The following is a 25,512-nucleotide window of genomic DNA, read 5'->3' as shown; positions in this document are numbered from 1 at the left end:
CTTTGCGCCCTATTGGGCGAATACGCCAAGGCATTAAAAAAACCGATGGACGCACACTATAGCCCTCGTGAAATTGAACGTGACGCCCAGCAGTACTGGGACAAACATCAGTGCTTCAAAGCAGTAGAAGACGCGAACCGCGAGAAGTTTTACTGCCTATCCATGTTCCCCTACCCCAGCGGCAAGCTGCATATGGGCCATGTGCGTAACTATACTATCGGTGACGTCGTTTCACGTTTCCAGCGCATGCAGGGTAAAAATGTGATGCAGCCCATGGGCTGGGACGCGTTTGGCATGCCTGCGGAAAACGCAGCGATCCAAAACCAGGTACCGCCTGCGGAATGGACGTACCAAAACATTGATTACATGCGCAACCAGTTGAAGGCGCTAGGCTTTGCCTACGACTGGAGCCGCGAATTCGCCACCTGCGATACCAGCTACTATCGCTGGGAGCAGTGGTTCTTTACCAAATTGGTCGAGAAAGGCCTGGTTTACAAGAAGATGTCCACAGTGAACTGGGACCCGGTTGACCAGACCGTACTTGCCAATGAGCAGGTCATTGACGGCCGCGGCTGGCGCTCAGGTGCGCTGGTTGAGCGTAAGGAAATTCCGCTGTGGTTCTTGAAGATCACCGACTACGCCGATGAGCTTTTGACCGACCTGGACAAAGTAGAATGGCCTGAGCAGGTCAAAACCATGCAGCGCAACTGGATTGGTAAATCGCGTGGTGTTGAGCTGACGTTTGATATCGAAGCGGCAGACGGTAGCGCGGCTGAACCACTAGCCGTTTACACCACTCGCCCGGATACGCTGTCAGGGGTTACCTACGTCGCGGTAGCCGCTGGCCACCCGCTTGCCAAACAGGCGGCAGAACAAAATACAGAGCTGGCAGCCTTCTGTGAAGAGTGCGCCAAAGGCGGCACCTCAGAAGCTGAAATGGCCACTAAAGAGAAACTTGGCATGGCCACCGGTCATGTCGCCATTCACCCGCTTAGCGGCGCTAAAGTTCCGGTGTTTGTGGCCAACTTTGTACTTATGGAGTTCGGCACCGGCGCTGTCATGGCAGTACCTGCCCACGACCAGCGCGACTGGGAGTTCGCCACCAAGTACGGTGTCGATATTAAACCTGTTATTGCCGATGAAAACGGCAATACGCCCGACCTTTCCGAAGCCGCGTATATTGAGCATGGTGCGCTGATCAACTCCGGTGAGTTCGATGGCTTGGCGTTTGAGCAGGCCTTTGACGCGATTGCCGCAAAACTTGCCGAAATGGGCCGTGGCAAGGTTAAAACCAACTATCGCCTGCGCGATTGGGGGGTTGCCCGCCAGCGGTATTGGGGGGCGCCGATTCCGGTTAAATACGGCCCGGAAGGCCAGACCGTTCCGCTGACCGATGAAGAGCTCCCGGTATCACTGCCCATGGAAGTGACGGTTGACGCCTCCGGCTCACCGCTCAAGAAAATGCCTGAGTTTTCCGACCTGGGCGATGGTTGGGTACGTGAAACCGATACGTTTGACACCTTTATGGAGTCCTCCTGGTACTTTGCGCGCTTCTGCTGCGCCGATAACCATGACGCCATGCTGGATGATCGCGCCAACTACTGGTTACCGGTTGATCTTTATATCGGCGGTATCGAGCACGCCATTTTGCACCTGCTATACGCACGTTTCTTCCATAAGCTGATGCGCGACTTTGGCCTGGTGGATTCTGATGAGCCCTTCCAGCAGTTGCTTACCCAAGGCATGGTCATCGCGGAAACCTACTATCGCCATACCGATAACGGCGGCAAACAGTGGTTCAACCCGGACGATGTCGACGTTCAGCGTGATGAGAAAGGCCGTCCGCTAAGCGCTATCCTGATAAGTGATGGTCAGCCGGTTGAGATGGGCGGCATCGAAAAAATGTCCAAGTCGAAAAATAACGGCGTTGATCCGCAGTCGATGATCGACAAGTTCGGTGCTGATACTGTCCGCTTGTTCATGATGTTTGCGGCCCCGCCCGAGCAGTCGCTGGAATGGTCTGACTCAGGTGTTGAAGGTGCGCACCGCTTCATCAAGCGCATTTGGCGCCAAGTGAGCGAGCATCTTGAAGCCGGCACACCAGGTGAGCTGAAGGTTGATGCGCTTAATGATGACCAAAAAGCACTGCGTCGAAAAACGCATGAAACCATCAAGAAAGCCAGCGACGATATTGGCCGCCGCACTACCTTTAATACCGCTATCGCTGCAGTCATGGAGCTTTCCAACGCGCTTGGCAAGTTTGATGACACCTCTGAGCTTGGTTTAGCGGTTAGCCGTGAAACGCTGGAAGCATGTATCTTGCTGCTTTCCCCAATCACTCCGCACGTGTGCCATCAGTTGTGGCAGAACCTGGGGCATGCAGAGCCCGCTATTGAAGTGCAGTGGCCAGTGCTTGATGAAGCAGCGCTTACTCGCGATAGCATTGAACTTGTCGTGCAAGTAAACGGTAAGTTGCGTGCGCGCCTGGAAGCACCGGCTAGTGCAGATAAAGCAGCCATCGAGAAACTGGCGATGGAAAACGAAAACGTCCAGCGCCACCTGGAAGACAAAACGGTCCGTAAAGTGATCGTCGTGCCAGGCAAGCTGGTAAACATTGTGGTAAGCGGATGAATCGACGCACATTTTTGACAACCAGCATCGCCGCTTCAGCGGCGGTGCTACTCAGCGGTTGTGGCTTTCATCTGCGCGGCCATAGCGCCATGCCCAGCCTGCCCGCGCTGACGCTGGAAGGAGACATTAATAGCACCACGGCCCAGCAGCTACGTGCACGCCTGACACAGTTAGGAACGGAGATGAGACCTGACGCGCCCTGGCGCGTCACGTTAGGCACCCCTTCCTTACTGGAGCGACGTATTGGTAGCGATAGTCGTGCCAGCCGTGAACACGAGCTGGTGCTAAGCACAACGCTCTCGGTGCAGCAGCGTCAGACCAATGCCTATGCGCTTAACGGCAGTAACGTATCTGTCAGCAGAACCATACGTGTTAACGATGATGATTTGCTCAATCGTGAAACCTTGTTCAACGAAGCAGAGCGATCGCTTGCCCGGGAGCTAGCACAACGTATTGTGGAGCGCTTGGTTAACATTAAGGGTGTTGAGTGAAGGTTTTTGCCGACCAATTGCCGGGTGCCTTAAGTAAAGCGCTGCCTAAGGTCGTCATCGTAGCGGGCGATGAGCCGCTCCAGCACCGCGATGCCTGTGATGCAGTACGTGCCGCCGCACGCCAGGCCGGTATTGAAGAGCGCGAAGTACTGGACGTAGATGCCAACTTTGCCTGGGGCCGCTTACTGGAGGCCGCCAGCAACCTTTCATTATTTGCAACCAGCAAGTTGATGGAAGTTCGCTTGGGCACCCATAAACTGGGCCAGGAAGGCAGCAAAGCACTAGCGCAGTACGCTGAAACCATCGCAAACAGCGACGACCTACTGCTACTCAGCATGGGTAAGCTGGATGGCAAACAGCAGAAAAGTGCCTGGTTTAAAGCCCTTGATAAGCACGGCCTGTTTGTCCCCGTATGGCCCGTAGATAATGCTCGCCTGGGCTACTGGCTACGTGATCGAGCATCAATGCATGGCTTGCAGATTGACCTTGAGGCTGCGCGCCTACTGGGTGAACGCACTGAGGGTAACCTGCTGGCCGCTGATCAGGAGCTTCAAAAACTCTCGCTGATTCATCCGCAAGGTACCCGCTTAAACGTTGAGAGCATCGCCCAGGGCGTAGAGGATAGCTCGCGCTTTGATGTGTTCAACCTGGCAGATGCCTGCTTGAAAGGTGAGGTTAGCCGCGCCTCACGCATAGTGCAGGGGCTGCGTAGTGAAGGGGTCGAAGCACCCATTGTGTTATGGGCATTAAGCCGTGAGTTGCGCACGCTACTCTCTTTGCATCAGCACCTGGATCAAGGCCAAAGTTTTGAGCACGCCTGCAAAACCCAAAAGCCAATGATTTTTGACAAGCGCCGCCCCGCTTATCAAAAGGCCATAAAGCGTCTTCCCATGAAGCGTTTGCACAAGCTGCTTTTGATGGCCCAACGGCTGGATTTAGCCGTTAAAGGGGCCGCTAATGTGCCCTTATGGCCTGGCCTTCATGACTTGGCGATGACCATGGCGGGCGGTAAAGGTATTCTTGCTGAAACAGCCTGGACCTATCGCATTAGTGCAAATAATTAGCATATTGGACAATAGACTTAAAGCCTGTCCTCTTTATTCCTATACTAGTGATTAGAGCAGCACAATGCTCGACACCCCTGACCAGTCTCTAAGGAAGAAGACGATGAAAACATTGCGCGCTTACCTCTCTACCCTCTTGATCGCGGCGCTAGTGATCACCAGCCTGCCCGTCGCTGCTGCGCCTGCCGCCCCCCAATCCATGGATTTAGTTTCAACTCAGTCTGTTTTAGCAGGTGATCGTGTCGGCGCTGACCGTGAGCGGATAAACGAAATTCTGGCCCGTGCCGATGTACAGGACCAACTGCTAAAGCAGGGTGTGGATCTTGATGAGGTAGACGCCCGCGTTGCCGCTCTAAGCGATGCCGAAGCACAGCAAATGGCTCAGCAGCTTGATCAGTTGCCTGCCGGTGCAGGCGGCGGTGTTATCGGTGCCCTGTTTGCCGTTTTCATCATTTTGCTGATTACTGATATTCTCGGTTTAACCGACGTTTATCCGTTTACCCGCTAAGCCAGTCACTATGAAAACATTGTTACCCTACGCCCGCTTTGCGGGCGTTTTTATGCTCGCCCTACTGCTTTCTGCCTGTGCCCGCAGCCCCATTTTACTCGACAGCACCTACGAAGCCTTGACCCCTCAGGTAGAAAATCGTGCCGTGCCGTTTTTTGCCCAAAGCGAGTACCAGTGTGGCCCGGCAACGCTTGCCATGGTGTTGAACTACCAAGGCGTTGAGGTGGGCGTTGACCAGCTGATTCCGCAAGTATTCTTGCCAGGGCGTGACGGTAGCGTTCAACCTGAAATGCTGTCCACCGTTCGCCGCCACCAACAGCTTGCCTACCCCATTCGCGGTACCATGGATGCACTGTTAAATCATTTGGCTAACGGCGACCCAGTCGTGGTGATGCAGAACCTGTCACTGCCTATTTATCCCATGTGGCACTACGCGGTGGCTATCGGATTTGATTTGCCTGATGAAACGCTCATCCTGCGCAGTGGTGAACGTGAGCGACATACGTTGTCGTTTAGCCGCTTTGATGCGACCTGGGCGCGCAGTGGTCGCTGGGGATTTATTGTGGCCAACCCCGGCACTCTGCCGGAAGGCATTAGTGCCCGTAATGCACTGGAGGCTATTAGCGCTTACGAAGAAGCTCACGGCCCCAAAGAAGCTCTAAGCAGTTGGCAAGCCCTGGTTAACCGCTACCCAACTGACCCACTGGCGCAGTTTGCGCTGGGCAACGCGCTGTACGCCGACAGCCAGCCCAAGGAAGCGATGACAGCCTTTGATGCAGCGACCCAGCACGATGCACACATGGGGGCCGCTTGGCTCAACCTGGGGATTTTGCTGCTGCAACAGGATAAGCCCGACGAAGCACGCAACGCCTTGATGCAGGCAGCATCAATAGACGGCAGTTGGCAGGCACGCGCGCAGCAGTTACTGGATGAATATTAAGTATACAAAAGGGGCCACGCAATTTCTGGTGGCCCCTTTTACACAGCGATGTATGACACTACACCTGCGCTTTACACTACCCAAAGCGCGTTAAAACACTCTGTTCAAACCATTTTGTGCTGCCACTCGGTACGCTTCTGCCATCGTTGGATAGTTAAAGGTTGTGTTCACAAAGTACTTAAGCGTATTGGCTTCACCCGGCTGCTGCATAATGGCCTGGCCGATATGTAGAATCTCGGAGGCCTGGTCACCAAAACAGTGGATCCCCAGGATTTCCAACGTATCCTGATGGAAGAGAATCTTCAGCATACCCACGACATCGCCGGTTATTTGCGCACGCGCGGTATCTTTAAAGAACGCTTTTCCGACTTCATAGGGCACTTTGGCTTCAGTCAACTCGCGCTCGTTAGGTCCAAACGAACTAATTTCAGGAATAGTGTAAATGCCGGTGGGTACATCGTTGACGAAGCGATACTCTTTATCGAGCAGCTCATTGCAAAGGTTTAGCCCCTGGTCATACGCGGCACTGGCAAGGCTTGGCCAACCGATCACGTCACCGGCGGCATAAATATGCGGAATTGTCGTACGGTAGTGTTCATCAACGCTGAGCTGGCCGCGCCCATTGGCTTCTAATCCAATATTCTCAAGCCCCAGGCTATCGGTATTGCCCGTGCGACCATTGGCCCATAAGAACGCATCAGCGCGGATCTTCTTGCCCGACTTAAGATGCACGACAACGCCAGACTCATCACCTTCTACACTCGCGTATTCCTCGTTATGACGGATCAATACGCCATGTTTACGCAGGTGGTAAGAGAGCGCATCACTGATTTCATCATCAAGAAATGAAAGCAGGCTGTCACGGTTGTTGATGAGATCTACCTTGAGGCCTAATCCTGAGAAAATTGACGCATATTCACAGCCGATAACGCCTGCACCAAAAATCACTAACGTACGCGGTGTATGAGAAAGGCTTAGAATAGTGTCAGAGCAGTAGATACGTGGGTGGCGGAAGTTGATGTCCGCGGGCCGATAGGGCCGTGAGCCGGTAGCAATCACAATTTTTTTGGCGACCAGCTCTTCCATTCCTTCATGCTGATCGCGCACAACCACGGTATGCGCATCTTTAAAGCGCGCAATACCATGAAACAAGTCGATTCGATTGCGGGCATAAAAGGTAGTACGCATTTCTACCTGTTTATCAATCGTGCCGCGCGAACGCTCCATCACTTTAGGGAAAGAAAACCAGCGCGGCTCACCAATATCGCGAAACATTCGGTTGGTGTTAAACGCCATGATTTGCTTAACCTGGTGGCGCAACGCTTTGGAGGGAATAGTGCCCCAATGGGTACAGTTACCGCCTACCTGTGCCTGCTTTTCGATAATCGCTACACGCTTACCGTGCTTGGCGGCGTTAATAGCCGCGCTTTCACCTGCAGGGCCTGTACCAATAACCACGACATCGTAATTGTGAACCGCCATACTCTCTGCGTCTCCTCGTTCCCCAATAATAAGGCGCAGCTGATCTCTCGGCTGCGCCCTGACTCTTTCTCTTTCCGATACGGTTACGGATTGTGCTAGCGCCGTGTAGCGTCGTAGCCCAAGTCCGCTCCGCGGCTTTCATCACTGCGGCGACGCACATTTCCTCGCTTGCGGTTCTCCTCTTCACATACGTCATCTTTACCGCCACAAATATCGCAGCCGTCTTTCATACCAATCTGGTTTAAACCGCCACATGAACCTGCGATAGGCTTACGACCCATTAAAACGCCAACCGCCATTGCGCACATTATCAACGCCATAAAGCCAAATACCAGTAGCCAAATCGCCATGTTAACCTCCCTGCATTGCTATGGATGCACCACCTACCGACAACAGCTTAGGCAATTAGTGCCTTCCAGATACTCGCTATACCTTAATTGTACCTTAGCTGACACATACTTATTAGCTGCCACGTACTTATAACTGCCAAGCACTTATTCACCGCTCAGCACCTATTAGCGAAGGTAGCGTAGGCTTGAGTCTATTCAAAACAAATGGGGCCAACCTTACGGCCAGCCCCAAATGTGCCCGAAGGCTACTTTCGATTACCTGAGCGCTTACCCGCCGAAGTCATCCAGCATGATATTTTCAGGCTCAACCCCGAGATCAAGCAGCAGCTTAATCACGGAAGCATTCATCATGGGCGGCCCACACATGTAGTATTCACAATCTTCAGGCGCCGGATGGTCCTTCAGATAGTTTTCATACAGTACATTATGGATAAAGCCCGTCGGCCCTTCCCAATTATCTTCAGGCTGCGGATCAGAAAGCGCCAGATGCCATTCAAAATTCGGGAACTCTTCTGCCAACTGATCGTACTCTTCGTTGTAGAAGGTTTCACGCCAAGAGCGAGCACCGTACCAGAAAGACATTTTACGCTTAGACTTAAGACGCTTAAGCTGATCGAAGATATGGCTACGCATCGGCGCCATACCCGCACCACCACCGATAAAGATCATTTCGGCGTCGGTATCCTTGGCGAAGAACTCACCAAACGGACCCATTACGGTCACCTTGTCACCAGGTTTCAAGTTGAAGACGTAGGTAGACATTAGGCCCGGCGGATGACTGCTGCCTGGGGGCGGTGTAGCAATACGAATGTTGAACTTGAGGATACCCTTCTCTTCCGGGTAGTTCGCCATAGAGTAGGCGCGAATCACTTCCTCATTGCTCTTATGGGCAACCTTGAAAATTCCAAACTTGTCCCAATCGCCGCGATACTCTTCCTCGATATCAAAATCGGAGAATTTAATATCGTAAGGCGGTGCAACCAGCTGAACATAACCACCCGCGCGGAAGGCAACTTCTTCGCCTTCAGGCAGTTTTAGGTTCAGCTCCTTAATGAAGGTCGCGACGTTAGGGTTAGCGATAACTTCGGTTTCCCACTTTTTAACGCCGAACACTTCCTCAGGTACTTCGATCTTCATGTCTTGCTTAACGGGCACCTGGCAAGAGAGCCGCCAGCCCTCTTTCTTTTCACGCATGGTGAAATGCGACTCTTCAGTCGGCAGAATGGAACCACCACCCTCTTCCACACGGCATTTACATTGGGCGCAAGAACCACCGCCACCACATGCCGAGGAGAGGAAAATACCATTTGCCGCCAAGGTGTTTAAAAGCTTACCACCGGCCTGAGTCGTCAAGGTGTGCTCAGGGTCGTGATTAACTTCAATCGTCACGTCCCCGCTACTCACAAGCTTGCTGCGCGCTGCCAGAATGATCGCCGTTAAGCTAATAACGATGATCGTGAACATGACAACACCGAGCAAGATGACAGATGTATCAACCATGTCGGTTTCCTATTGCTGAGGTTTCCTGTAACCCAGCAGCGCAGAACGCCGCCGGGAAAAACCGGCTCCGTTTAGAGCTGAATGCCCGAGAAGGACATAAAGCCCAACGACATCAGACCTACGGTGATGAAAGTAATACCCAGCCCTTGCAAGCCACCAGGCACATCGCTGTATTTCAGCCTTTCACGGATACCTGCCAAGGCCGTAATAGCCAACGCCCAACCAACACCGGATCCAAAACCATAAACGAGGGATTCACCGAAGTTGTAGTTACGCTCAACCATGAACAGCACGCCACCCAGGATGGCACAGTTGACGGTAATAAGCGGCAGGAATACGCCAAGCGCGTTATACAGTGCAGGCACGTACTTATCCAAGAACATTTCAAGGATTTGCACTAGTGCTGCAATGACGCCGATATAGCTCAATAACCCAAGGAATGAGAGGTCAATGTTCTCAGCACCGCTAATACCGGTCCAGGAAAGTGCACCTTGCGCAAGCAGAAGGTTGAATACCAGGTTATTAACAGGCACTGAAATAGTCAGGACGACAATAACCGCAATGCCTAGGCCAAACGCGGAGGAAACCTTCTTGGAGACCGCGAGAAAAGTACACATCCCCAGAAAGAATGCCAAGGCCAAGTTTTCAACAAAAACCGAAGCAACGAAAAGGCTTAAATAGTGTTCCATTTTACACAGCCTCCTGTGGCTTGGAGTTTTCCTTCATCTTGAACTCAGTCTCTTCTACCTGCCCTGGATCGATTGAGCGCATAACCCAAATCATCAGGCCGATAATAAAGAAGGCGGACGGAGGCAACAGCAGCAGACCGTTAGGCACATACCAGCCACCATCTTGAACGGTAGGCAAGATAGTAAAACCGAACACACTACCTGCACCCAACAGTTCACGGAAGAAGCCAACCACCAGCAACACGAACCCATAGCCCAAGCCATTCCCGATGCCGTCCAGGAAAGACATGCCGGGGGTGTTGGACATGGCAAAGCCTTCCGCACGACCCATTACAATGCAGTTGGTAATGATCAGACCCACAAATACCGACAGCTGCTTGGACATTTCATAAGCATAGGCTTTGAGGATCTGGTCAACCACGATTACCAATGAAGCAATAATCGTCATCTGCACAATAATACGGATCGAAGAAGGAATATGATTCCGAATCAGTGATACGAAAAAGCTTGAGAGCGATGTGACGAAAATAACAGCTAACGCCATTACCAACGACACGCTCATGCTGGTCGTTACTGCCAGCGCAGAACAGATCCCCAATATTTGAAGTGCAATGGGGTTGTTCTGAAAAATAGGCGCTATTAAAACGCTTTTTGCATTTACGTCCGCCATGATTAAGCCCCCTCACCGTCTTCGAAGTCGGTATCGGTGTTGTCGGCATCTTCCGGATCAGCACCACTGCGGAATGTCGCAAGGTACGGACCAAACCCTTCTTCGCTTAACCAAAATTGCAGCATATTGGTCACACCATTACTGGTGAGGGTAGCACCGGATAACGCGTCAACTTCATTTTCGTTACTCGCGCCGCCTTTGGTTAAGTGGATGGCTGGCGAAAGAGAACCTTCTTCAGCGTAAATTTCTTTGCCTTCCCACTGCGCTTGCCAACGCGGGTTGTTCACTTCAGCACCCAGACCCGGCGTTTCACTGTGGTCATAGTAGGTAATACTGATGATAGTATTACCGTCACCTTCGATCGACAAAAAGCCCATCATCCGGCCCCACAGGCCTTGCCCACGAATCGGCAATACGATTTGGCCTGGGTCGTCTGCATTACCGACCAAATAAACAGTCGCGTAATTTTCAACCCGAGAAAGCCCGGCGATATCGCGGTCTCCGGACAGCGTGCGGCCGGTTGCCGGATCACGTGATGCTTCAAACCCATCAAACGTTTCGGGGTCAAACTCATCGGTATACTCACCGGTTTCAAGCTCAACCACACGCGCCGTAATTTGGGTCCGGAACGCTTCCTCTACATCCATTCCCGGCTCGTATAAACGCGCCACGTTAAGGATGTTGGTTTTACGATCTAATTCCTGATTGAGCTGCTGCGCAGGACGTAGTGCCACGGCGGCCGTCGAAACGATTACCGAACACACGATACACAATGAAAACGCGACAATCAGGATCTTCTTGATTGAGTTATTACCTTGTGCCATTAGGCAGTCTCCTCGGCCGGAACGCCAGTACGCTTGATACGGCGTTTTATATTGGCCTGGACGAAGAAGTGGTCAATCAATGGTGCAAACAGGTTAGCAAAGAGAATTGCCAACATGATGCCTTCGGGGAAGGCAGGGTTAACCACGCGAATCAGTACCGTCAGTACACCAATGAGCGCACCAAATATCAAACGGCCCTGGGTCGTCATGGAAGCAGAGACGGGGTCAGTAGCCATAAAGACCATACCGAATGCAAACCCACCTATCACGAAGTGCCAATACCACGGCATGGCAAACATGGGGTTGGTATCGGAGCCAATCAGATTAAACAACGTACTGGTGGCTACCATTCCCAGGAACACGCCAAGCATTATTCGCCACGAGGCAATACGCGTGTAGAGCAGCACCAATGCGCCGACAAGGATCGCAAGCGTCGACACCTCACCTACTGAGCCTGGAATAAAGCCAATGAAGGCATCCCACCAGCTAAACGCATTAGTGACTGCACCCATGCCGTCCTGGAACGCCATCGAAAGTACCGTTGCACCCGTATAACCATCAGCGGGCACCCAAATGGCGTCGCCGGAAATTTGCGCAGGATAGGCGAAGTAGAGGAAGGCACGACCAGTAAGCGCCGGGTTCAGGAAGTTTTTGCCCGTACCGCCAAAAATTTCCTTACCGATCACGACACCAAAGGTGATACCCAGCGCTACCTGCCAAAGCGGAATAGTTGCCGGAAGAATCAGCGCAAAGAGCACTGAAGTAACGAAGAAACCTTCATTAACTTCATGGCCACGCTTGATCGCAAACAGTACTTCCCAGAAACCACCAATGGCAAAAGTGACCAGGTAGATAGGCAGGAAGTACGTGGCGCCAAGAACAAAGTTGGACCACAAGCTACCCGCATCATGCCCGCCAGCCAAGGTCATCAGGATCGCTTCACGCCAGCCACCCATGGAGGCATAGCCTGCATCAATAGCCACGTTGGCTTGCCAACCCGCGTTCCACATACCAAAGAACATTGCCGGGAAAGTACACAGCCAAACGGTGATCATAATGCGCTTCAGGTCGATACCATCGCGCACGAACGACGTTGTTTTGGCAACGCTTGGGGGTGAGTAGAAAATCGTATCTACGGCTTCATAAAGCGGGTAGAACTTTTCGTACTTACCGCCTTTATGGAAATGCGGCTCGAGATTATCGAGTGTTTGTCGAATACCCATTATCAGGCCTCTTTCTCGATCATGGCGAGGTTGTCACGCAGGATAGGGCCATACTCATATTTGCCGGGGCAAACGTATGTGCACAGCGCCAGATCCTCTTCGTCTAGCTCCAGACACCCAAGTTGCATGGCAACTTCAATGTCGCCCACGATCAGCGAGCGCAGCAGCTGAGTCGGCATGATATCCAGCGGCATTACCGTCTCGTAAGTACCAATCGGCACCATGGCACGTTCAGAGCCATTGGTCGACGTGGTAGGCGCGTAGTTACGCAGGCCTTTAATACGCGAGAGGTAAATACCCAGAATCGAGTGACGATCGGCCCCAAGAGAAAGCCAGCCTAACAAGGCACGCTTGTTGCCCTCTTCAAGCAAGCTAATCTGATTGCTGAAACGCCCTAGGTAGGTCAGGTGACCTTCCGCCGAGAAGCCCGAAAAAACCGAGCCGGAAATTACTCGGGTGTCATCGGGTTTGATGACTTCATCTGCCAAAAACTCTTGGGTACTTGCTCCCAAGCGGGTCCGCAGAAGACGAGGTTTTTCAGCGCGTGGGCCGCCAACAGCGACAACACGAGTTGTATGCAGTTTGCCTTCGGCAAAGAGCTTACCAAACGCGATCACATCCTGATAACCGATATGCCAGACTTGTTTGTGCAGCGCGACTGGCGAAAGATAATGGATATGCGTACCCACCAGACCCGCAGGATGCGGACCGGCAAAACTTTCGGTTTTCACACCGTCAATATCCCCGCCAGGGATATTGGCATCAGCCCCCGTGCACAGAAAAACGTTGCCCTCGGTCAGGCGTGTTAGCACCTTGAGGCCGTCTTCAAATGCCTGGTTTTCTTCATTGATGACAATTGCTGGATCAGCGCTTAACGGGTGGGTATCCACGGCCGTTACAAAGATATCAGCAGGAATGCTATCAATAGCTGGCGTGCGAGAGAAAGGACGTGTGCGTAACGCTGTCCAAAGCCCCGACTCAACGAGCTGGTCAACGACCAACTGTCGGTCAAGCTGCGCTAAAGAAGCGCGATCATGAGAAGCAAATGCCATCGCTTCTTCATTCTCGTCAACTTTAATAACGACAGATAGCAGGCGACGCTTTTCGCCACGGTTAATGGATACTACTTCACCGCTTGCAGGTGCCGTAAAACGGACACCCTCAATTTTTTTATCGGTAAAGAGCAGCTGGCCCAGTTTGACCTTATCCCCTTCCTGAACTTCCATGGTTGGCTTCATGCCAACGTAGTCAGTGCCCAGGATTGCCACGTAACGCACAGGCTGCGCATCTTCAATACGCTGCTCGGGCGCTCCCGTGATGGGGAGATCCAGGCCTTTTTTGACTTCGATCATAGTCTCGCCCAGTTGATGGATCGGATATACGAAGGTAAGGGGTTCGAATGCTTATTTTCTGTTCAGTGAATTGTTGTTTTCTGTCAGATCGTTACCAGTCAGGCCCAAGCACGCTTGAACCACCCCGAAAAATCTACAACATTATAAAGATAAGCGCGGACAATGACCACATCCCTGATGCCCACATAAAGTGTTACATGCCATCCATGACACTTGATTTTACAATTAAAAACGCCACCCGAAGGTGGCGTTAAGCAATCCAGACGCGATGGAAAAAGCTATTCCGCAGCTAATTCACCGGCATAGAGGCACTATGCGTGGCGTGGCAGTTTTAAAAACTGTACGTTCGACATTTGCTGCAGGATACGAATAACCTGGCAGCTGTAACCAAACTCATTGTCGTACCACACGTACACAACCACGTGATTACCGTTAGCAATCGTTGCTTTTGCGTCCACGATGCCAGCATGGCGGTTGCCAACGAAGTCCGATGAAACTACTTCAGCAGAGTCCACGTAATCAATCTGCTTCTGATAAGACGAATCAATAGACATACGGCGCAAATAGTCATTCAGCGCGGCAGCATCGGTTGGCTTATCTAATGTCAGATTCAAAATGGCCATCGAAACGTTCGGCGTCGGCACGCGAATCGCATTGCCCGTTAGCTTGCCTTCCAATTCAGGTAGCGCTTTTGCTGCGGCTTTGGCCGCACCCGTTTCGGTTAACACCATGTTAAGCGCCGCACTGCGGCCACGACGATCACCCTTATGATAGTTATCAATCAGGTTCTGGTCGTTGGTGTAAGCATGAACAGTTTCCACATGACCGGTGGTGACCCCGTACTGATCATTGAGCACCTTTAGAACGGGCACAATGGCATTGGTGGTACAGGAAGCCGCCGATACAATACGGTCATTCTCACCAATGGTCGCGTGGTTAACACCGTAAACGATATTTTTAATATCGCCCTTACCTGGCGCCGTTAGTAGCGCCTTGGCCACGCCTTTACACTCCAAGTGCTGACCCAAGCCAGCCTCATCGCGCCAAATACCGGTATTATCAACAATGACCGCGTTTTTGATGCCATAAGTGGTGTAATCGATTTCGCTGGGTGAGTCAGCGTAAATAACCTGAACCACATTGCCATTTACAGTAAGCGTACGCGCTTCGGCATCAACAGAAATAGTGCCTTCAAACGGGCCATGCACCGAGTCACGACGCAGTAAGCTGGCACGCTTTTCAAGGTCTTTACCCACATCGCCACGCCCACGCACCACAATCGCGCGCAAACGCAACAGGTTTCCGCCACCGGCTTTTTCAACCAGCACGCGCGCCAGCAGACGACCAATGCGCCCAAAACCGTAAAGCACAACATCCTGCGGCTCGCCTTTACTGGCTCCCGGCTGATAACCGCCAATAATATCCTGCAGTTCGTTATGCAAGAATGCGTTTACATCACCACCGCCCTGCTTTTTAAGCATGACCGCCAGCTTACCCACATCAACATGAGCAGGCCCCAGATTAAGCGCGCTCATCGCTTCAACGATGGGGAAGGTGTCCTCAACCGACAGCTCTGTCCCTTCAATTTTGCGCACAAACCGATGATCTTTCAGGATACGAATAACGGACTGATTGATCAGTGAGCGCCCAAACATGGTAGCCACAACATTGTTATGCCGATAAAGGCGCCCAACAAGCGGGATCATCTGTTCGGCCAGAGCCTGGTTGTTCTGCCATTCCTCAAAAACGTTTTCGAGAGCTTGCTGACTCACATGCGGCCTCATTGGGTAATGATAAGGTAGTGATAAAAGGTTTCAGGCGCATTATCCCGGCCTTATTAGCTACTCGCAATGGAAGGATGGTCGCACACGTTGTAGGGGTATTACAGGAATAGAGGTTTGACTACAAACACAAAATAGGCTCTCACAGTAACAGTAATGTTTTGGCCCTCTAACTGAAAGAGGCGATCGTGTATGATCCAATATCCGTTTCAGCGCAAAATGACCTGACTATGCCCTCATTCTCTCTGCTCGAACCGCCTCAGCCACACGGGGCCCGCGACACGCTTTTCTGGACCGCGCCCCCGGGTAGTGCGTCTGCACTGGCGTTAGCCCAGGTAGCTTCTAGCGCTCCGCTGCTGGTAATTACCCCCAACACGGCCAGCGCTCAACGCTTGGAACAAGACCTTGCGTTCTACAGCGATGTCCCTGTACTGCCATTCCCTGATTGGGAAACCCTCCCCTACGACAGTTTTTCTCCGCATCAGGATATCGTCTCAGCACGCTTGCGCACATTACGCCAGCTACAAGACGGTGTACGCGGCATTGTATTGGTGCCTATTAATACATTAATGCAGCGCCTTCCCCCCGTCTCGTATATCGCGGGACGCGTGATGACGCTGAACGCAGGCGCCAAGCTTAATCGGGATACCTTTAGGGAGTCGCTTACCCGGGCAGGATATCGCGCCGTTGAAACCGTGTACGAGCCTGGAGAATACGCCATACGCGGCGCACTCATTGATCTTTTTGCGATGGGAATGGATGAGCCGATTCGTATCGATTTATTTGATGATGAGATCGACACACTCCGTCATTTCGACCCTGGCAGTCAACGCTCCACGGACAAGATAGACACGTTGGAACTACTTCCTGCCCATGAGTACTCGCTTAGCCGCAGCGCAATCGCCTGCTTTCGCGAGCAATTTGAAACCCTGTTCGACGTCGACCCTCGCCAGTGCCCGCTCTATAACGACGCTCTTAAAGCCATCCCCTCTCCTGGGCTCGAGCACTATTTGCCGCTATTTTTTGACGAAACGGCGTCTTTGTTTGATCACGTAACCGATGATACGCGGGTGGCACTGCTACCCGGCGTTTTTCAGGCCGCCGAACAGCACTGGCAATCCATTGAGGCACGCTACATCAACCTGGGCGTTGACCCTACCCGCCCACTACTGCCGCCTGGCCGGGCATTTTTCCCGGTTAACGATGTCTTTTCAGCGATCAAATCACGCCCTCGCATTGAACTCACTGAAGACGAAGCGCATCGCCATGCCTTAATGCCGGAAGCAAAAGCGCTTCCGCCGCTGGCCATCAATGCACGCGCCAAACAGCCGCTGAGCGAATTGGAAGGTTTTTTAAATAGCGAACCTGATACGCGGGTCCTGTTTGTCGCTGAGTCACGCGGGCGTCGCGAAGCATTAGAGGAAGTGCTTGCACCACTCACCCTGTCACTGCCTTATGTTGATAGCTTTCAGTCATTTCTTAAAAGCCAACACTCCTTCGCGATCACGGAAAGCCTGGTAGATAGTGGCTTATGGCTTACTGACCCTAGCCTTGCCATTATTAGCGAAACGGAACTGTTCGGCGAAGTCGTCCGCCAAAGCCGACGGCGTGAAAAAGCCACAGATGACAATGAATTGGCGGTTCGCCACCTTTCAGAACTTCGCGAAGGGGCGCCCGTTGTTCATCAGGCGCATGGGGTAGGACGTTACCTGGGGCTAGAAACCCTCGCGGCCGGCGGGCAAGCCAACGAATTTTTAGCCCTCTCTTACGCCGATGGCGCCAAGCTTTATGTACCCGTTGACAGCCTTCACCTTATTTCACGCTACAGCGGCGCTGATGATGAGCTGGCACCGCTGCATAAGCTGGGTTCTGATCAGTGGGAAAAGGCGCGCCGTAAAGCGGCCGAAAAGATTCGCGATACTGCCGCTGAATTGCTGGATGTTTACGCAAGACGAGAAGCCCAGCAAGGGGTTGTCTATGAAGCGCCAAACGATGAGTACGTGCGCTTTTCCGCCAGCTTTCCGTTTGAAGAAACACCTGATCAACAAGCGGCCATTGAAGCCGTCATTGAGGACATGGTTTCTCCGCAGCCCATGGACCGCGTGGTATGTGGTGATGTTGGGTTTGGCAAAACCGAAGTGGCCATGCGTGCCGCGTTTCTGGCCGTGCAGTCAGGTCGCCAGGTCGTCGTTCTCGTGCCGACCACGCTGCTCGCCCGCCAGCACTTTGAAAACTTCCGTGACCGCTTTGCCGATACGGCCGTCAATATCCGTTTGATCTCGCGCTTTACGGCGGGCAAAGAGATGACCCAGACGCTCGAAAGTATCAAAAACGGTCAAACCGATATCGTGATTGGCACCCATAAGCTGCTCTCCAAAAGTGTTGAGCTACCTCAAATGGGTCTGCTAATTATCGATGAAGAGCACCGCTTTGGCGTCGCGCAGAAAGAAAAGCTCAAAACCCTGCGTGCAGAGATTGATATTCTCACCCTCACCGCCACCCCCATCCCGCGAACACTCAATATGGCGATGAGCGGCATTCGGGATCTTTCTATTATTGCGACACCGCCCGCTCGCCGCTTGTCAGTTAAAACATTTGTACAGCAGCGTGATAACAGCATTATCAAAGAAGCCCTACTACGGGAAATACTTCGCGGCGGCCAGGTCTACTTCCTTCACAACGAAGTAAAGACGATTGAAAACGCGGCTCAACAGATCCGCGAGCTGGTGCCAGAAGCTCGCGTAGCCGTGGCGCATGGCCAGCTCCCTGAACGCAGCCTTGAACGCGTAATGTCGGACTTCTACCATCGCCGTTTTAATGTCTTGGTATGCTCAACGATCATCGAAACCGGCATTGACGTACCCAGCGCCAATACCATTCTCATAGAACGAGCCGATAAGTTTGGCCTGGCGCAGCTGCACCAACTACGGGGGCGCGTAGGCCGCAGCCACCACCAGGCCTATGCTTACCTGCTTACGCCTCCCCCCAAGGCCATCACGCGCGATGCGGTTAAACGCCTTGAGGCTATAAGCGCCTCTGATGACCTTGGCGCTGGGTTTACTCTGGCAAGCCACGACATGGAAATTCGTGGCGCAGGTGAACTACTAGGAGATGAACAAAGCGGCCAAATGGAAACTATTGGCTATACTCTTTATATGGAAATGCTGGATCGAGCAGTGAAAGCAATTCGTGCTGGCAAAACACCTAATATTGAGGCGCCCTTCAATACTGGCGTAGAAATTAGCCTGAACCTGCCCGCACTGATTCCAGATGACTATATTCATGATGTACAGCAGCGGCTTGTTATGTATAAGCGCATTGCCAATACACAAAGCGATAGTGAGCTTAAAGAACTACAGGTCGAGCTCATTGACCGCTTCGGCCTCCTGCCACAGCCGCTGAAGAACCTGATACGTCAAACAAAGCTACGCCAACGCGCAGAGCAGCTGGGTATTAGCCGTATTGAAGCAGGCGAAAGCCGTGGCCGGGTGCTGTTTGATGGCACAACGAAGGTCGACCCACTCACCCTGGTTACGTTGATTCAAACATCGCCCAAGCACTATCGCCTGGATGGTTCAGACACCTTGCGGTTTGAATTTACCATGGAAAACAGTGATCAGCGTTTCGAGCAAGTTGAAGCACTTATAACGACCCTTAATCAAAAAGTAGCGGCGGCGTGAACCTTGGGGCAAACTGACGGCAAGCAACCATTGTTTGCCCGTTTACGCGTACTAGCAGTGCACTAACTTATTAGGAAAGATCATGAACATTCGTCACAAATTCAACCTTTGGGGTCCTACTAGCCTGGCAGTATTGTTGGCAGCTTCCCTTACTGGCCCTGCTTATGCGCAAACCGCATCTGAACAAGCGGAAAACGCTCCTACAATCGCCGATGAATCCGTGGCAAGCGCTGAGCAGGTTGCCGACACGCGTGAACTCCCCCGCGGGCATTTCCGGCTCCCTGACCAAGGCGACATTATCGGTGAGTCGTATACCATCACGGTTGACGACCCCGCTGAGACTCTCATTGATATCGCTCGTCGTCATAATATCGGCTACGAAGAAATTCGCATGGCCAACCCCGGCGTCAGCATGTGGGTGCCTGGCGAAGGAACGGAAATCGTTATTCCCGCCCAATATATTTTACCGCCTGCACCACGTGAAGGGGTTGTTGTTAACCTTTCCGAGCTGCGCCTGTATTACTACCCTGCCGACAACCCGGGCATCGTTGAAACGTATCCGGTGAGTGTGGGCCGTGAAGAGTTTGCAACCCCCGTTGGCATTACACGCACGACCATTAAAGTAAAAGACCCGGCGTGGGCCCCTCCTGCCTCCATGCGTCGTGAAGCGGCCGCTCGCGGCGAGCCAGCACCCTCCGTAGTGCCTGCTGGGCCGAACAACCCTTTGGGCGAGCATGCCATCCTGCTTGCCATGCCGAGCTACTTGATTCATGGCACCAACCGCCCTGATGGCGTTGGCATGCGCGCCAGCCGCGGTTGCATTCGCATGTACCCTGAAGACATTAAGTCACTCTACGAGCGCCTGCCAAGCGGCACTCAAGTAAACCTGATGGATGCGCCTTTTAAAGCTGGCTGGGCAGCGGATGGCACGCTATTCGTGCAGTCCTACCCGCAGCTTGAAGAGAACGTGGGTGACTTTGAACCGCTCCTGGATGCCATTGATCGCGTTGATGCGCTAACGGAGGACCAGGTAGCTGTCGACTATGCCAAAGTAAAAAGCGCCGTAGAATCACCTGACGGCCGTTTTGTAGCCCTTTATGGCCCTCAGGCACAGCCAACCGTAGAAGAGGAGCCTGCCAGCCGTAACAGCCTGCTGGAGGAGATAGAACTTAGCCACCTACGAGCGGCTGAAGAAGATGCTTAACCTAAAATAGACAAGCAATAAAAAAACCCCGCCGAGGCGGGGTTTTTTTACATCTTCAGCAACCGCTGAGTCAAACATCAACCCAGTGGTCCAAGCAGAATTACTTCTGCATGGAGCGCTGGAACATGCGGTTCATTTCTTCACGGTTTTGCTCAGTCATCTGCAGTGCAGCATTCGCGTCACGCTGTGCCTGGTTTGCAGTGTTCAGAGCTTGTGAAGCCATGCTGCGTGCTTCTGCGGCATCAGCCTGTGCAGATTCAGCAGTCATGCGAACTTCTTCCAGAGCGCTGGTAGAAGCACAGCCAGCCAGGATTGCCAGAGAAGCGGCAGCGGCGGTCATTTTCAGAGTCGTTTTCAAAGTCATAATGTTCTCCTTGAGTCTTCCTTGGGTACAACGTTAAGGGTATGACAAACCTAGGCTAATTGCTTAGCTGCGCTTTGTCTACCTGCGGTGCAGGTTCTTTTCAGTGACTTGTGCATGAGCACGCTAGTCAAACGCTGTTTTATAATAGACCACAACGCTTGTCTATAGCCACTTGTAGAAAACCTCTTACTTCCTTCAACAACATAAGACTAGCCGATCACGACGCGAGTGCCAATATCAACAAGCTGCACAACTCGCTCAATTTGCTCATTTGTTACCGCCACGCACCCTTGAGTCCAGTGGTAACGGCTATGAACATCAGGGTCTGCACTGCCGATACCATGAACACCAATGGCTCCACCCAGCGCCGTATTTTGCGGAGGATGGCCATAACGGCGGTAATAGTCGAAATAGGCTTCATAATCGCGTTGCGAGTATATGCCATTTTCTAACGCCATCCGCGCATGGGCCGGCGTAGGATAATCGATACCAATAAAGATATGCCATCGACTTTCGTAATTAAAACGATTAATACGAAATTCGCCCAGCGGCGTAACGTTATCCCCCATTACCCGCTGCGTTTTTGCACCTGAGCGACCCAGCGAAACCGGGCTAAAAAGCTCAACCAGCGTGTCGCCACGATACACGCTAAGTGTAGATTCTTGATCATTTATCAATAACCATACTTCGTTGCTGTAGCGGGGCAAATGAGCCCGAGACAGTAACGTCTCAACCAGGTCTATCGGCTGTGAGTTTAGCGTAGCATTTGACGCAGCAGCGCTGGCCACTACTGGCCAGCCAAGCGCCAGCGCTAAAAAGCGGCGACGGTTTAAAGGCATAGGTTAACTCTCAAAAACAGGTTAGCTCAGCACTGGCCAACTAAGCATTTCTTGAAGGTGTTATACCTTATATACACCGCGTCTGTCAGCGATTTTGAGAACAATTTAACCATGTGGACACGCCAAGCCCTGCCAATGAAACGCTATTCAACGCAGCGCTAAATATCGTCAAACTTTTGCATACTGCTGACCAGCTTACGAATTTCTGCTTCGTGCCCCTCTGCCAGCGCATTAAAAAACTCTGCTTCTGGCGGTATAGCGGCTCTGGAAGCGCGATGCTCATAGAGCTCTTGAAGCTTTCGATTGGACTCAACAGCCATGCGCGCTATTTCATCGACTGAATTCCATTCAGACTTTTCCGTAAGGCGCTCAAGCTCAGGCGGCTGAGGAAACTCACTTGACTCATCAAACCAGGTCTCCAACACGTCTCTGTGATCAGAACCGTCGTGAAACAAGTCATCAAGCCCCTGCTGCATTCGAAGCTCTCGGCTGGCTAGATAAGTCAGCACCATGGTCAAACGCTCATTATCTGTCTTATCGGCCGCCTCGCTGTACTGACGAGCCATACGCTGGTGAAAACCTTCAGCCCATACGACTAAGTCCTTGACCTGGTTGTAGCGCATCCGTGTCTCCTTTTCAGTCGTTCTATCATCTCGGCAACAGTATGCTGCTTTATGAGCGTAGCCGGTCAGGATAGATTCGTCATGTGGCAGCTTACCACTCCTGGCTTGTCTCCCTTAGGGCGGCTATTTCCTGCTTGGCATCGCTTATGTAATCAAGCAATTGCTCTCCCAGGCGTTTCTGACTCCCCATGGCGATCATGGCGGGATTAGTGACGGTGCGTCGTGCAGCCCCGTCGCTGCTGTGCAACTGCTCTAATTTGAACGCCAGCCAGTTTAGCCAACTACCCGGTTCGCGCCTCACATCACGCAGCCGCTGAAGCTCTGCCATGGGCGGGCCATCAAGGGCTAATAACTCACGCCAGGCATGGTTTTCCAGACGAGCATGTTCAGTGACTTCTTTCAGCAGCGAACATAACGCCAGTTCAAACAGGGCCAAGGCGCTCTCTTCGAGCGCCATTTGACGAGCGACCGCATACTCATCCTCACCAACAGGCATACTTACCAGCAGCTCGGCCTGATAGAGCAGTTGATTAGTACGGGAGCGGTCGCTCATTTACGCTTGTCCTCTACGTGCCATTTGCCTGCATCAAACGTTGCTTTCCACCCCGTGGCTTTGCCTTCCTCATCGGTCATCACGTACTGCTCTTTGCTTTTACGCGAAAAACGAATTTGAGTTGGGCGGCCGTCCGGGTCTTCGCTGGGCGCTTTGAGAATGAAGTGATACTTCTCAGGCAGCTCGTCAGCATGAGCTTTCAGCTCCTTCACCAAAGGCGGACGCGTTTCACGATTTTTGGGGAATTTACTGGCCGCTAAAAACAGGCCGCTTGCCCCATCGCGCAATACGTAGTGGTCATCCACTTTCTGACAGGCAAGTTCCGGCATCGGAATCGGGTCCATCTTGGGCGGCGCCACTTCACCACTTTTCAAAAGCTTACGAGTGTTTTTACACTCGCCATTGGTACAGCCAAAGTACTTGCCAAAGCGGCCGGACTTAAGCTGCATTTGTGAACCGCACTTATCGCATTCGATAACCGGGCCATCGTAGCCTTTGATCTTGAACTTGCCCTGCTCTATCTCATAACCATCACAGTCAGGGCTATTACCGCAGATATGCAGCTTGCGGGTTTCATCAATCAGGTAGTTATCCATTGCCGTGCCGCACTTATCGCACCGATGTTTGGCACGCAAGGCGTTGGTTTCGGCCTCTTCACCGGCATCCGCCGCTACTGCTTCCTCACCCGGGATCAAATCGATCGTGGTTTTGCAGCGCTCTTTGGGCGGCAGGTTATAACCACTACAACCTAAAAACACGCCGGTAGATGCAGTACGAATCTGCATCTTGCGGCCACACGAGGGGCAGTCAATATCGGTTGGCACGGGCTGGTTGGGGCGCATCCCGTCATCGCTTTCTGCCTTGGCAAGCTCTTCACGAAATTCACCATAGAAGGCATCGAGTAGCGCTCGCCAGTTGCGTTCGCCTTCAGCGACCTCATCCAGGCTATCTTCCATACGTGCGGTAAAAGAGAAGTCCATCAAGTCAGGAAACGACTCTTTCAGGCGCTCGGTAACGATATCCCCCAGTTTCTCGGCATAAAAACGCCGATTTTCCAACTGCACGTAGCCGCGATCCTGGATCGTCGAAATTATCGACGCGTAGGTAGAAGGACGACCAATCCCTTGTTTTTCAAGCTCTTTAACCAGGCTTGCCTCGGTATAACGCGCCGGGGGCTTGGTAAAGTGCTGCTGAGGGTCCAGCGTTTCCATCGCCATCGGCGTGCCTTTGGGCAAATCGGGCAGCGTCTGGTCTTCATTTTTACCGCTCGGCTTCATGACCCGCGTATAGCCGTCAAACTTCAGAACACGTCCTTTAGCCCGTAGATCGTAGCCATCCACTTCAACGCTCAATGTGCTCGACAGATATTCGGCCGGCGTCATCTGGCAGGCGACGAACTGACGCCAGATCAACTCATACAGACGCTCAGCATCGCGTTCCATACCCACTAAATCGGTTGCCTTGCGCTCAACGCTGGATGGGCGAATCGCTTCGTGAGCTTCCTGAGCGCTCTCTTTGCTGCTATAGCGATTGGGCATCTCGGGCAGGTAGCGTTCACCGTACTCGCTGCCAATAAACTCACGCGCACTTTCAACCGCATCTTTCGAGAGGTTGGTGGAGTCGGTACGCATATAGGTGATATAGCCCGCTTCATACAACCGCTGGGCCATGGTCATGGTTTTCTTGACCGAGAAGCCCAGGCGCCCACTGGCTGCCTGCTGCAGCGTAGAGGTAATAAACGGCGCCGTTGGTTTGGAGCTGGTCGGCTTATCTTCACGCGAGGTAATCGCAAGCTTTGCATTACGCAACGCCGCAATACGCGACATCGTGTCTTGCTCAGACGTTGGCTTGAACGCCTTGCCATCCTGCTTGGCGAGCGCAAAGCGTACCAGTTCGCCGTCTGGTGAGACTAAATCCGCGTGCACATCCCAAAACTCTTCAGGAATAAACGCGCGAATATCCCGCTCGCGCTCAACAATAAGGCGCACCGCAACCGACTGAACGCGGCCAGCGGAGAGGCCACGGGCCACTTTGGCCCACAGCAGCGGCGACAGCATAAAGCCCACCACGCGGTCCAAGAACCGCCGCGCCTGCTGAGCTTCTACACGAGGAATATTGAGCGCACCAGGGGCTTTAAACGCATCCTGAATCGCATTTTTAGTAATTTCGTTAAAGACCACACGCTTATAACGGCTGTCGTCTCCGCCAATGGTTTCCCGCAAGTGCCAAGCAATGGCTTCCCCTTCGCGGTCCAAATCCGTTGCCAGATAAACGGCGTCTGCCTTTTCAGCAAGCTTCTTTAACTCAGCCACTACCTTTTCTTTACCCGGCAGCACTTCATACTGGGCTTCCCAGCCGTTGTTGGGATCAATACCCATACGCCGAATTAACTGATCGTGGCTCTTGCGCTTTTTATACTCTGCCTTCTCTTCCGCCGACATTTTACGTGTTGCCGCGGCTTGGCGAGCGCGCTCCTTGGGGTCGGAAGCAGCCTTGCCCGAGCCGCTGGTCGGCAGGTCACGAATGTGACCCACGCTCGACTTGACGATGAAATCGTTGCCGAGATACTTATTAATCGTCTTCGCTTTCGCTGGCGACTCGACGATGACCAGTGACTTGCCCATAGTGCTCCACTTTTCTATTGCTTGGGCCGAGAGCCCGCGCTCTGAATACGGTACCGCATGGTTTTGAGTTTGCGGCGTTATTTCACTCGCCGAGACAAACATACGGATGAAAAAATGCGC

General features: G+C 52.6%; 21 protein-coding genes. 7 read left to right on the top strand and 14 right to left on the bottom strand.

The features are described 5' to 3' along the window. Nucleotides 1-45 precede the first annotated feature (45 nt). The 5 genes from leuS (at nt 46) to INT20_RS09100 (ending at nt 5,634) form a co-directional block, all read left to right on the top strand. Entirely contained in the window at nt 46-2,631 is a 2,586-nt protein-coding gene (leuS, locus tag INT20_RS09120) for a leucine--tRNA ligase (protein ID WP_193053115.1), read from the top strand. Next, complete coding sequence (locus INT20_RS09115) at nt 2,628-3,122, top strand: LPS-assembly lipoprotein LptE (protein ID WP_193053116.1); 495 nt, start codon at nt 2,628-2,630, stop codon at nt 3,120-3,122. Before leuS ends, INT20_RS09115 begins: the two co-directional genes overlap by 4 nt. Beyond that, nucleotides 3,119-4,186: a DNA polymerase III subunit delta gene (holA, locus tag INT20_RS09110; protein ID WP_172118388.1), complete on the top strand. Its 1,068-nt coding sequence runs from the start codon at nt 3,119-3,121 to the stop codon at nt 4,184-4,186. Before INT20_RS09115 ends, holA begins: the two co-directional genes overlap by 4 nt. Nucleotides 4,187-4,289: 103 nt before the next feature. Beyond that, nucleotides 4,290-4,694, top strand: coding sequence for a PA2779 family protein (locus INT20_RS09105; protein ID WP_087107490.1), 405 nt, complete (start codon nt 4,290-4,292; stop codon nt 4,692-4,694). 10 nt (nt 4,695-4,704) lie between these two features. Further along, the gene (locus INT20_RS09100) at nt 4,705-5,634 is read left to right on the top strand and encodes a PA2778 family cysteine peptidase (protein WP_193053117.1); all 930 of its coding nucleotides are present in this window, start codon (nt 4,705-4,707) and stop codon (nt 5,632-5,634) included. Nucleotides 5,635-5,724: 90 nt separating this feature from the next. Here the strand turns inward: INT20_RS09100 and sthA are convergent, their stop codons facing one another. The 9 genes from sthA to INT20_RS09055 all read right to left on the bottom strand — a co-directional run bounded on the left by sthA (nt 5,725) and on the right by INT20_RS09055 (nt 15,496). Then, nucleotides 5,725-7,116: a Si-specific NAD(P)(+) transhydrogenase gene (gene sthA / locus INT20_RS09095; RefSeq protein ID WP_172118387.1), complete on the bottom strand. Its 1,392-nt coding sequence runs from the start codon at nt 7,114-7,116 to the stop codon at nt 5,725-5,727. Nucleotides 7,117-7,211: 95 nt separating this feature from the next. Beyond that, entirely contained in the window at nt 7,212-7,466 is a 255-nt protein-coding gene (gene nqrM, locus INT20_RS09090) for a (Na+)-NQR maturation NqrM (protein ID WP_087107496.1), read from the bottom strand. 267 nt (nt 7,467-7,733) lie between these two features. Further along, nucleotides 7,734-8,966, bottom strand: a complete 1,233-nt coding sequence (gene nqrF / locus INT20_RS09085; protein ID WP_193053118.1) for an NADH:ubiquinone reductase (Na(+)-transporting) subunit F — start codon at nt 8,964-8,966, stop codon at nt 7,734-7,736. A gap of 71 nt (nt 8,967-9,037) precedes the next feature. Continuing rightward, nucleotides 9,038-9,655: an NADH:ubiquinone reductase (Na(+)-transporting) subunit E gene (gene nqrE, locus INT20_RS09080; protein ID WP_087107500.1), complete on the bottom strand. Its 618-nt coding sequence runs from the start codon at nt 9,653-9,655 to the stop codon at nt 9,038-9,040. Nucleotide 9,656: 1 nt separating this feature from the next. After that, a complete protein-coding gene (locus tag INT20_RS09075; protein ID WP_087107502.1) occupies nt 9,657-10,325 on the bottom strand; it encodes an NADH:ubiquinone reductase (Na(+)-transporting) subunit D in 669 nt (222 codons plus the stop codon). Between the two features lie 2 nt (nt 10,326-10,327). Continuing rightward, nucleotides 10,328-11,149: a Na(+)-translocating NADH-quinone reductase subunit C gene (locus INT20_RS09070; protein ID WP_193053119.1), complete on the bottom strand. Its 822-nt coding sequence runs from the start codon at nt 11,147-11,149 to the stop codon at nt 10,328-10,330. Beyond that, a complete protein-coding gene (locus INT20_RS09065) occupies nt 11,149-12,372 on the bottom strand; it encodes an NADH:ubiquinone reductase (Na(+)-transporting) subunit B (RefSeq protein WP_193053120.1) in 1,224 nt (407 codons plus the stop codon). Before INT20_RS09065 ends, INT20_RS09070 begins: the two co-directional genes overlap by 1 nt. 2 nt (nt 12,373-12,374) lie before the next feature. Further along, entirely contained in the window at nt 12,375-13,724 is a 1,350-nt protein-coding gene (locus INT20_RS09060) for a Na(+)-translocating NADH-quinone reductase subunit A (RefSeq protein WP_193053121.1), read from the bottom strand. 311 nt (nt 13,725-14,035) lie between these two features. Beyond that, nucleotides 14,036-15,496 carry a glyceraldehyde-3-phosphate dehydrogenase gene (locus tag INT20_RS09055; RefSeq protein WP_193053122.1) on the bottom strand — a complete coding sequence of 487 codons (1,461 nt, stop codon included), beginning with the start codon at nt 15,494-15,496 and terminating at the stop codon, nt 14,036-14,038. Between the two features lie 239 nt (nt 15,497-15,735). Between INT20_RS09055 and mfd the strand changes: the two genes are divergently transcribed. Next, complete coding sequence (mfd, locus tag INT20_RS09050) at nt 15,736-19,185, top strand: transcription-repair coupling factor (RefSeq protein ID WP_193053123.1); 3,450 nt, start codon at nt 15,736-15,738, stop codon at nt 19,183-19,185. Nucleotides 19,186-19,267: 82 nt separating this feature from the next. Next, the gene (locus INT20_RS09045; protein ID WP_193053124.1) at nt 19,268-20,389 is read left to right on the top strand and encodes a L,D-transpeptidase family protein; all 1,122 of its coding nucleotides are present in this window, start codon (nt 19,268-19,270) and stop codon (nt 20,387-20,389) included. A gap of 100 nt (nt 20,390-20,489) precedes the next feature. Here INT20_RS09045 and INT20_RS09040 read toward each other — a convergent pair whose 3' ends face one another. From INT20_RS09040 to topA, 5 genes are all read right to left on the bottom strand, one after another. Then, a complete protein-coding gene (locus INT20_RS09040) occupies nt 20,490-20,753 on the bottom strand; it encodes an Lpp/OprI family alanine-zipper lipoprotein (protein WP_087107516.1) in 264 nt (87 codons plus the stop codon). A 209-nt stretch (nt 20,754-20,962) separates the two neighbouring features. Beyond that, nucleotides 20,963-21,592, bottom strand: a complete 630-nt coding sequence (locus INT20_RS09035; protein ID WP_193053125.1) for a L,D-transpeptidase family protein — start codon at nt 21,590-21,592, stop codon at nt 20,963-20,965. A gap of 158 nt (nt 21,593-21,750) precedes the next feature. Next, nucleotides 21,751-22,215 (bottom strand): ferritin family protein, encoded by a 465-nt coding sequence (locus tag INT20_RS09030; RefSeq protein WP_193053126.1) that lies wholly within the window; start codon nt 22,213-22,215, stop codon nt 21,751-21,753. Between the two features lie 91 nt (nt 22,216-22,306). Continuing rightward, nucleotides 22,307-22,768, bottom strand: a complete 462-nt coding sequence (locus INT20_RS09025) for a DUF6586 family protein (protein WP_193053127.1) — start codon at nt 22,766-22,768, stop codon at nt 22,307-22,309. Further along, entirely contained in the window at nt 22,765-25,392 is a 2,628-nt protein-coding gene (gene topA / locus INT20_RS09020; protein WP_193053128.1) for a type I DNA topoisomerase, read from the bottom strand. Before topA ends, INT20_RS09025 begins: the two co-directional genes overlap by 4 nt. Between the last annotated feature and the right edge of the window lie 120 nt (nt 25,393-25,512).

Source organism: Halomonas citrativorans (assembly GCF_014898005.1).
Taxonomy (GTDB): Bacteria; Pseudomonadota; Gammaproteobacteria; order Pseudomonadales; family Halomonadaceae; genus Vreelandella; species Vreelandella citrativorans.
This window is presented reverse-complemented; position numbering and strand designations above follow the sequence as displayed.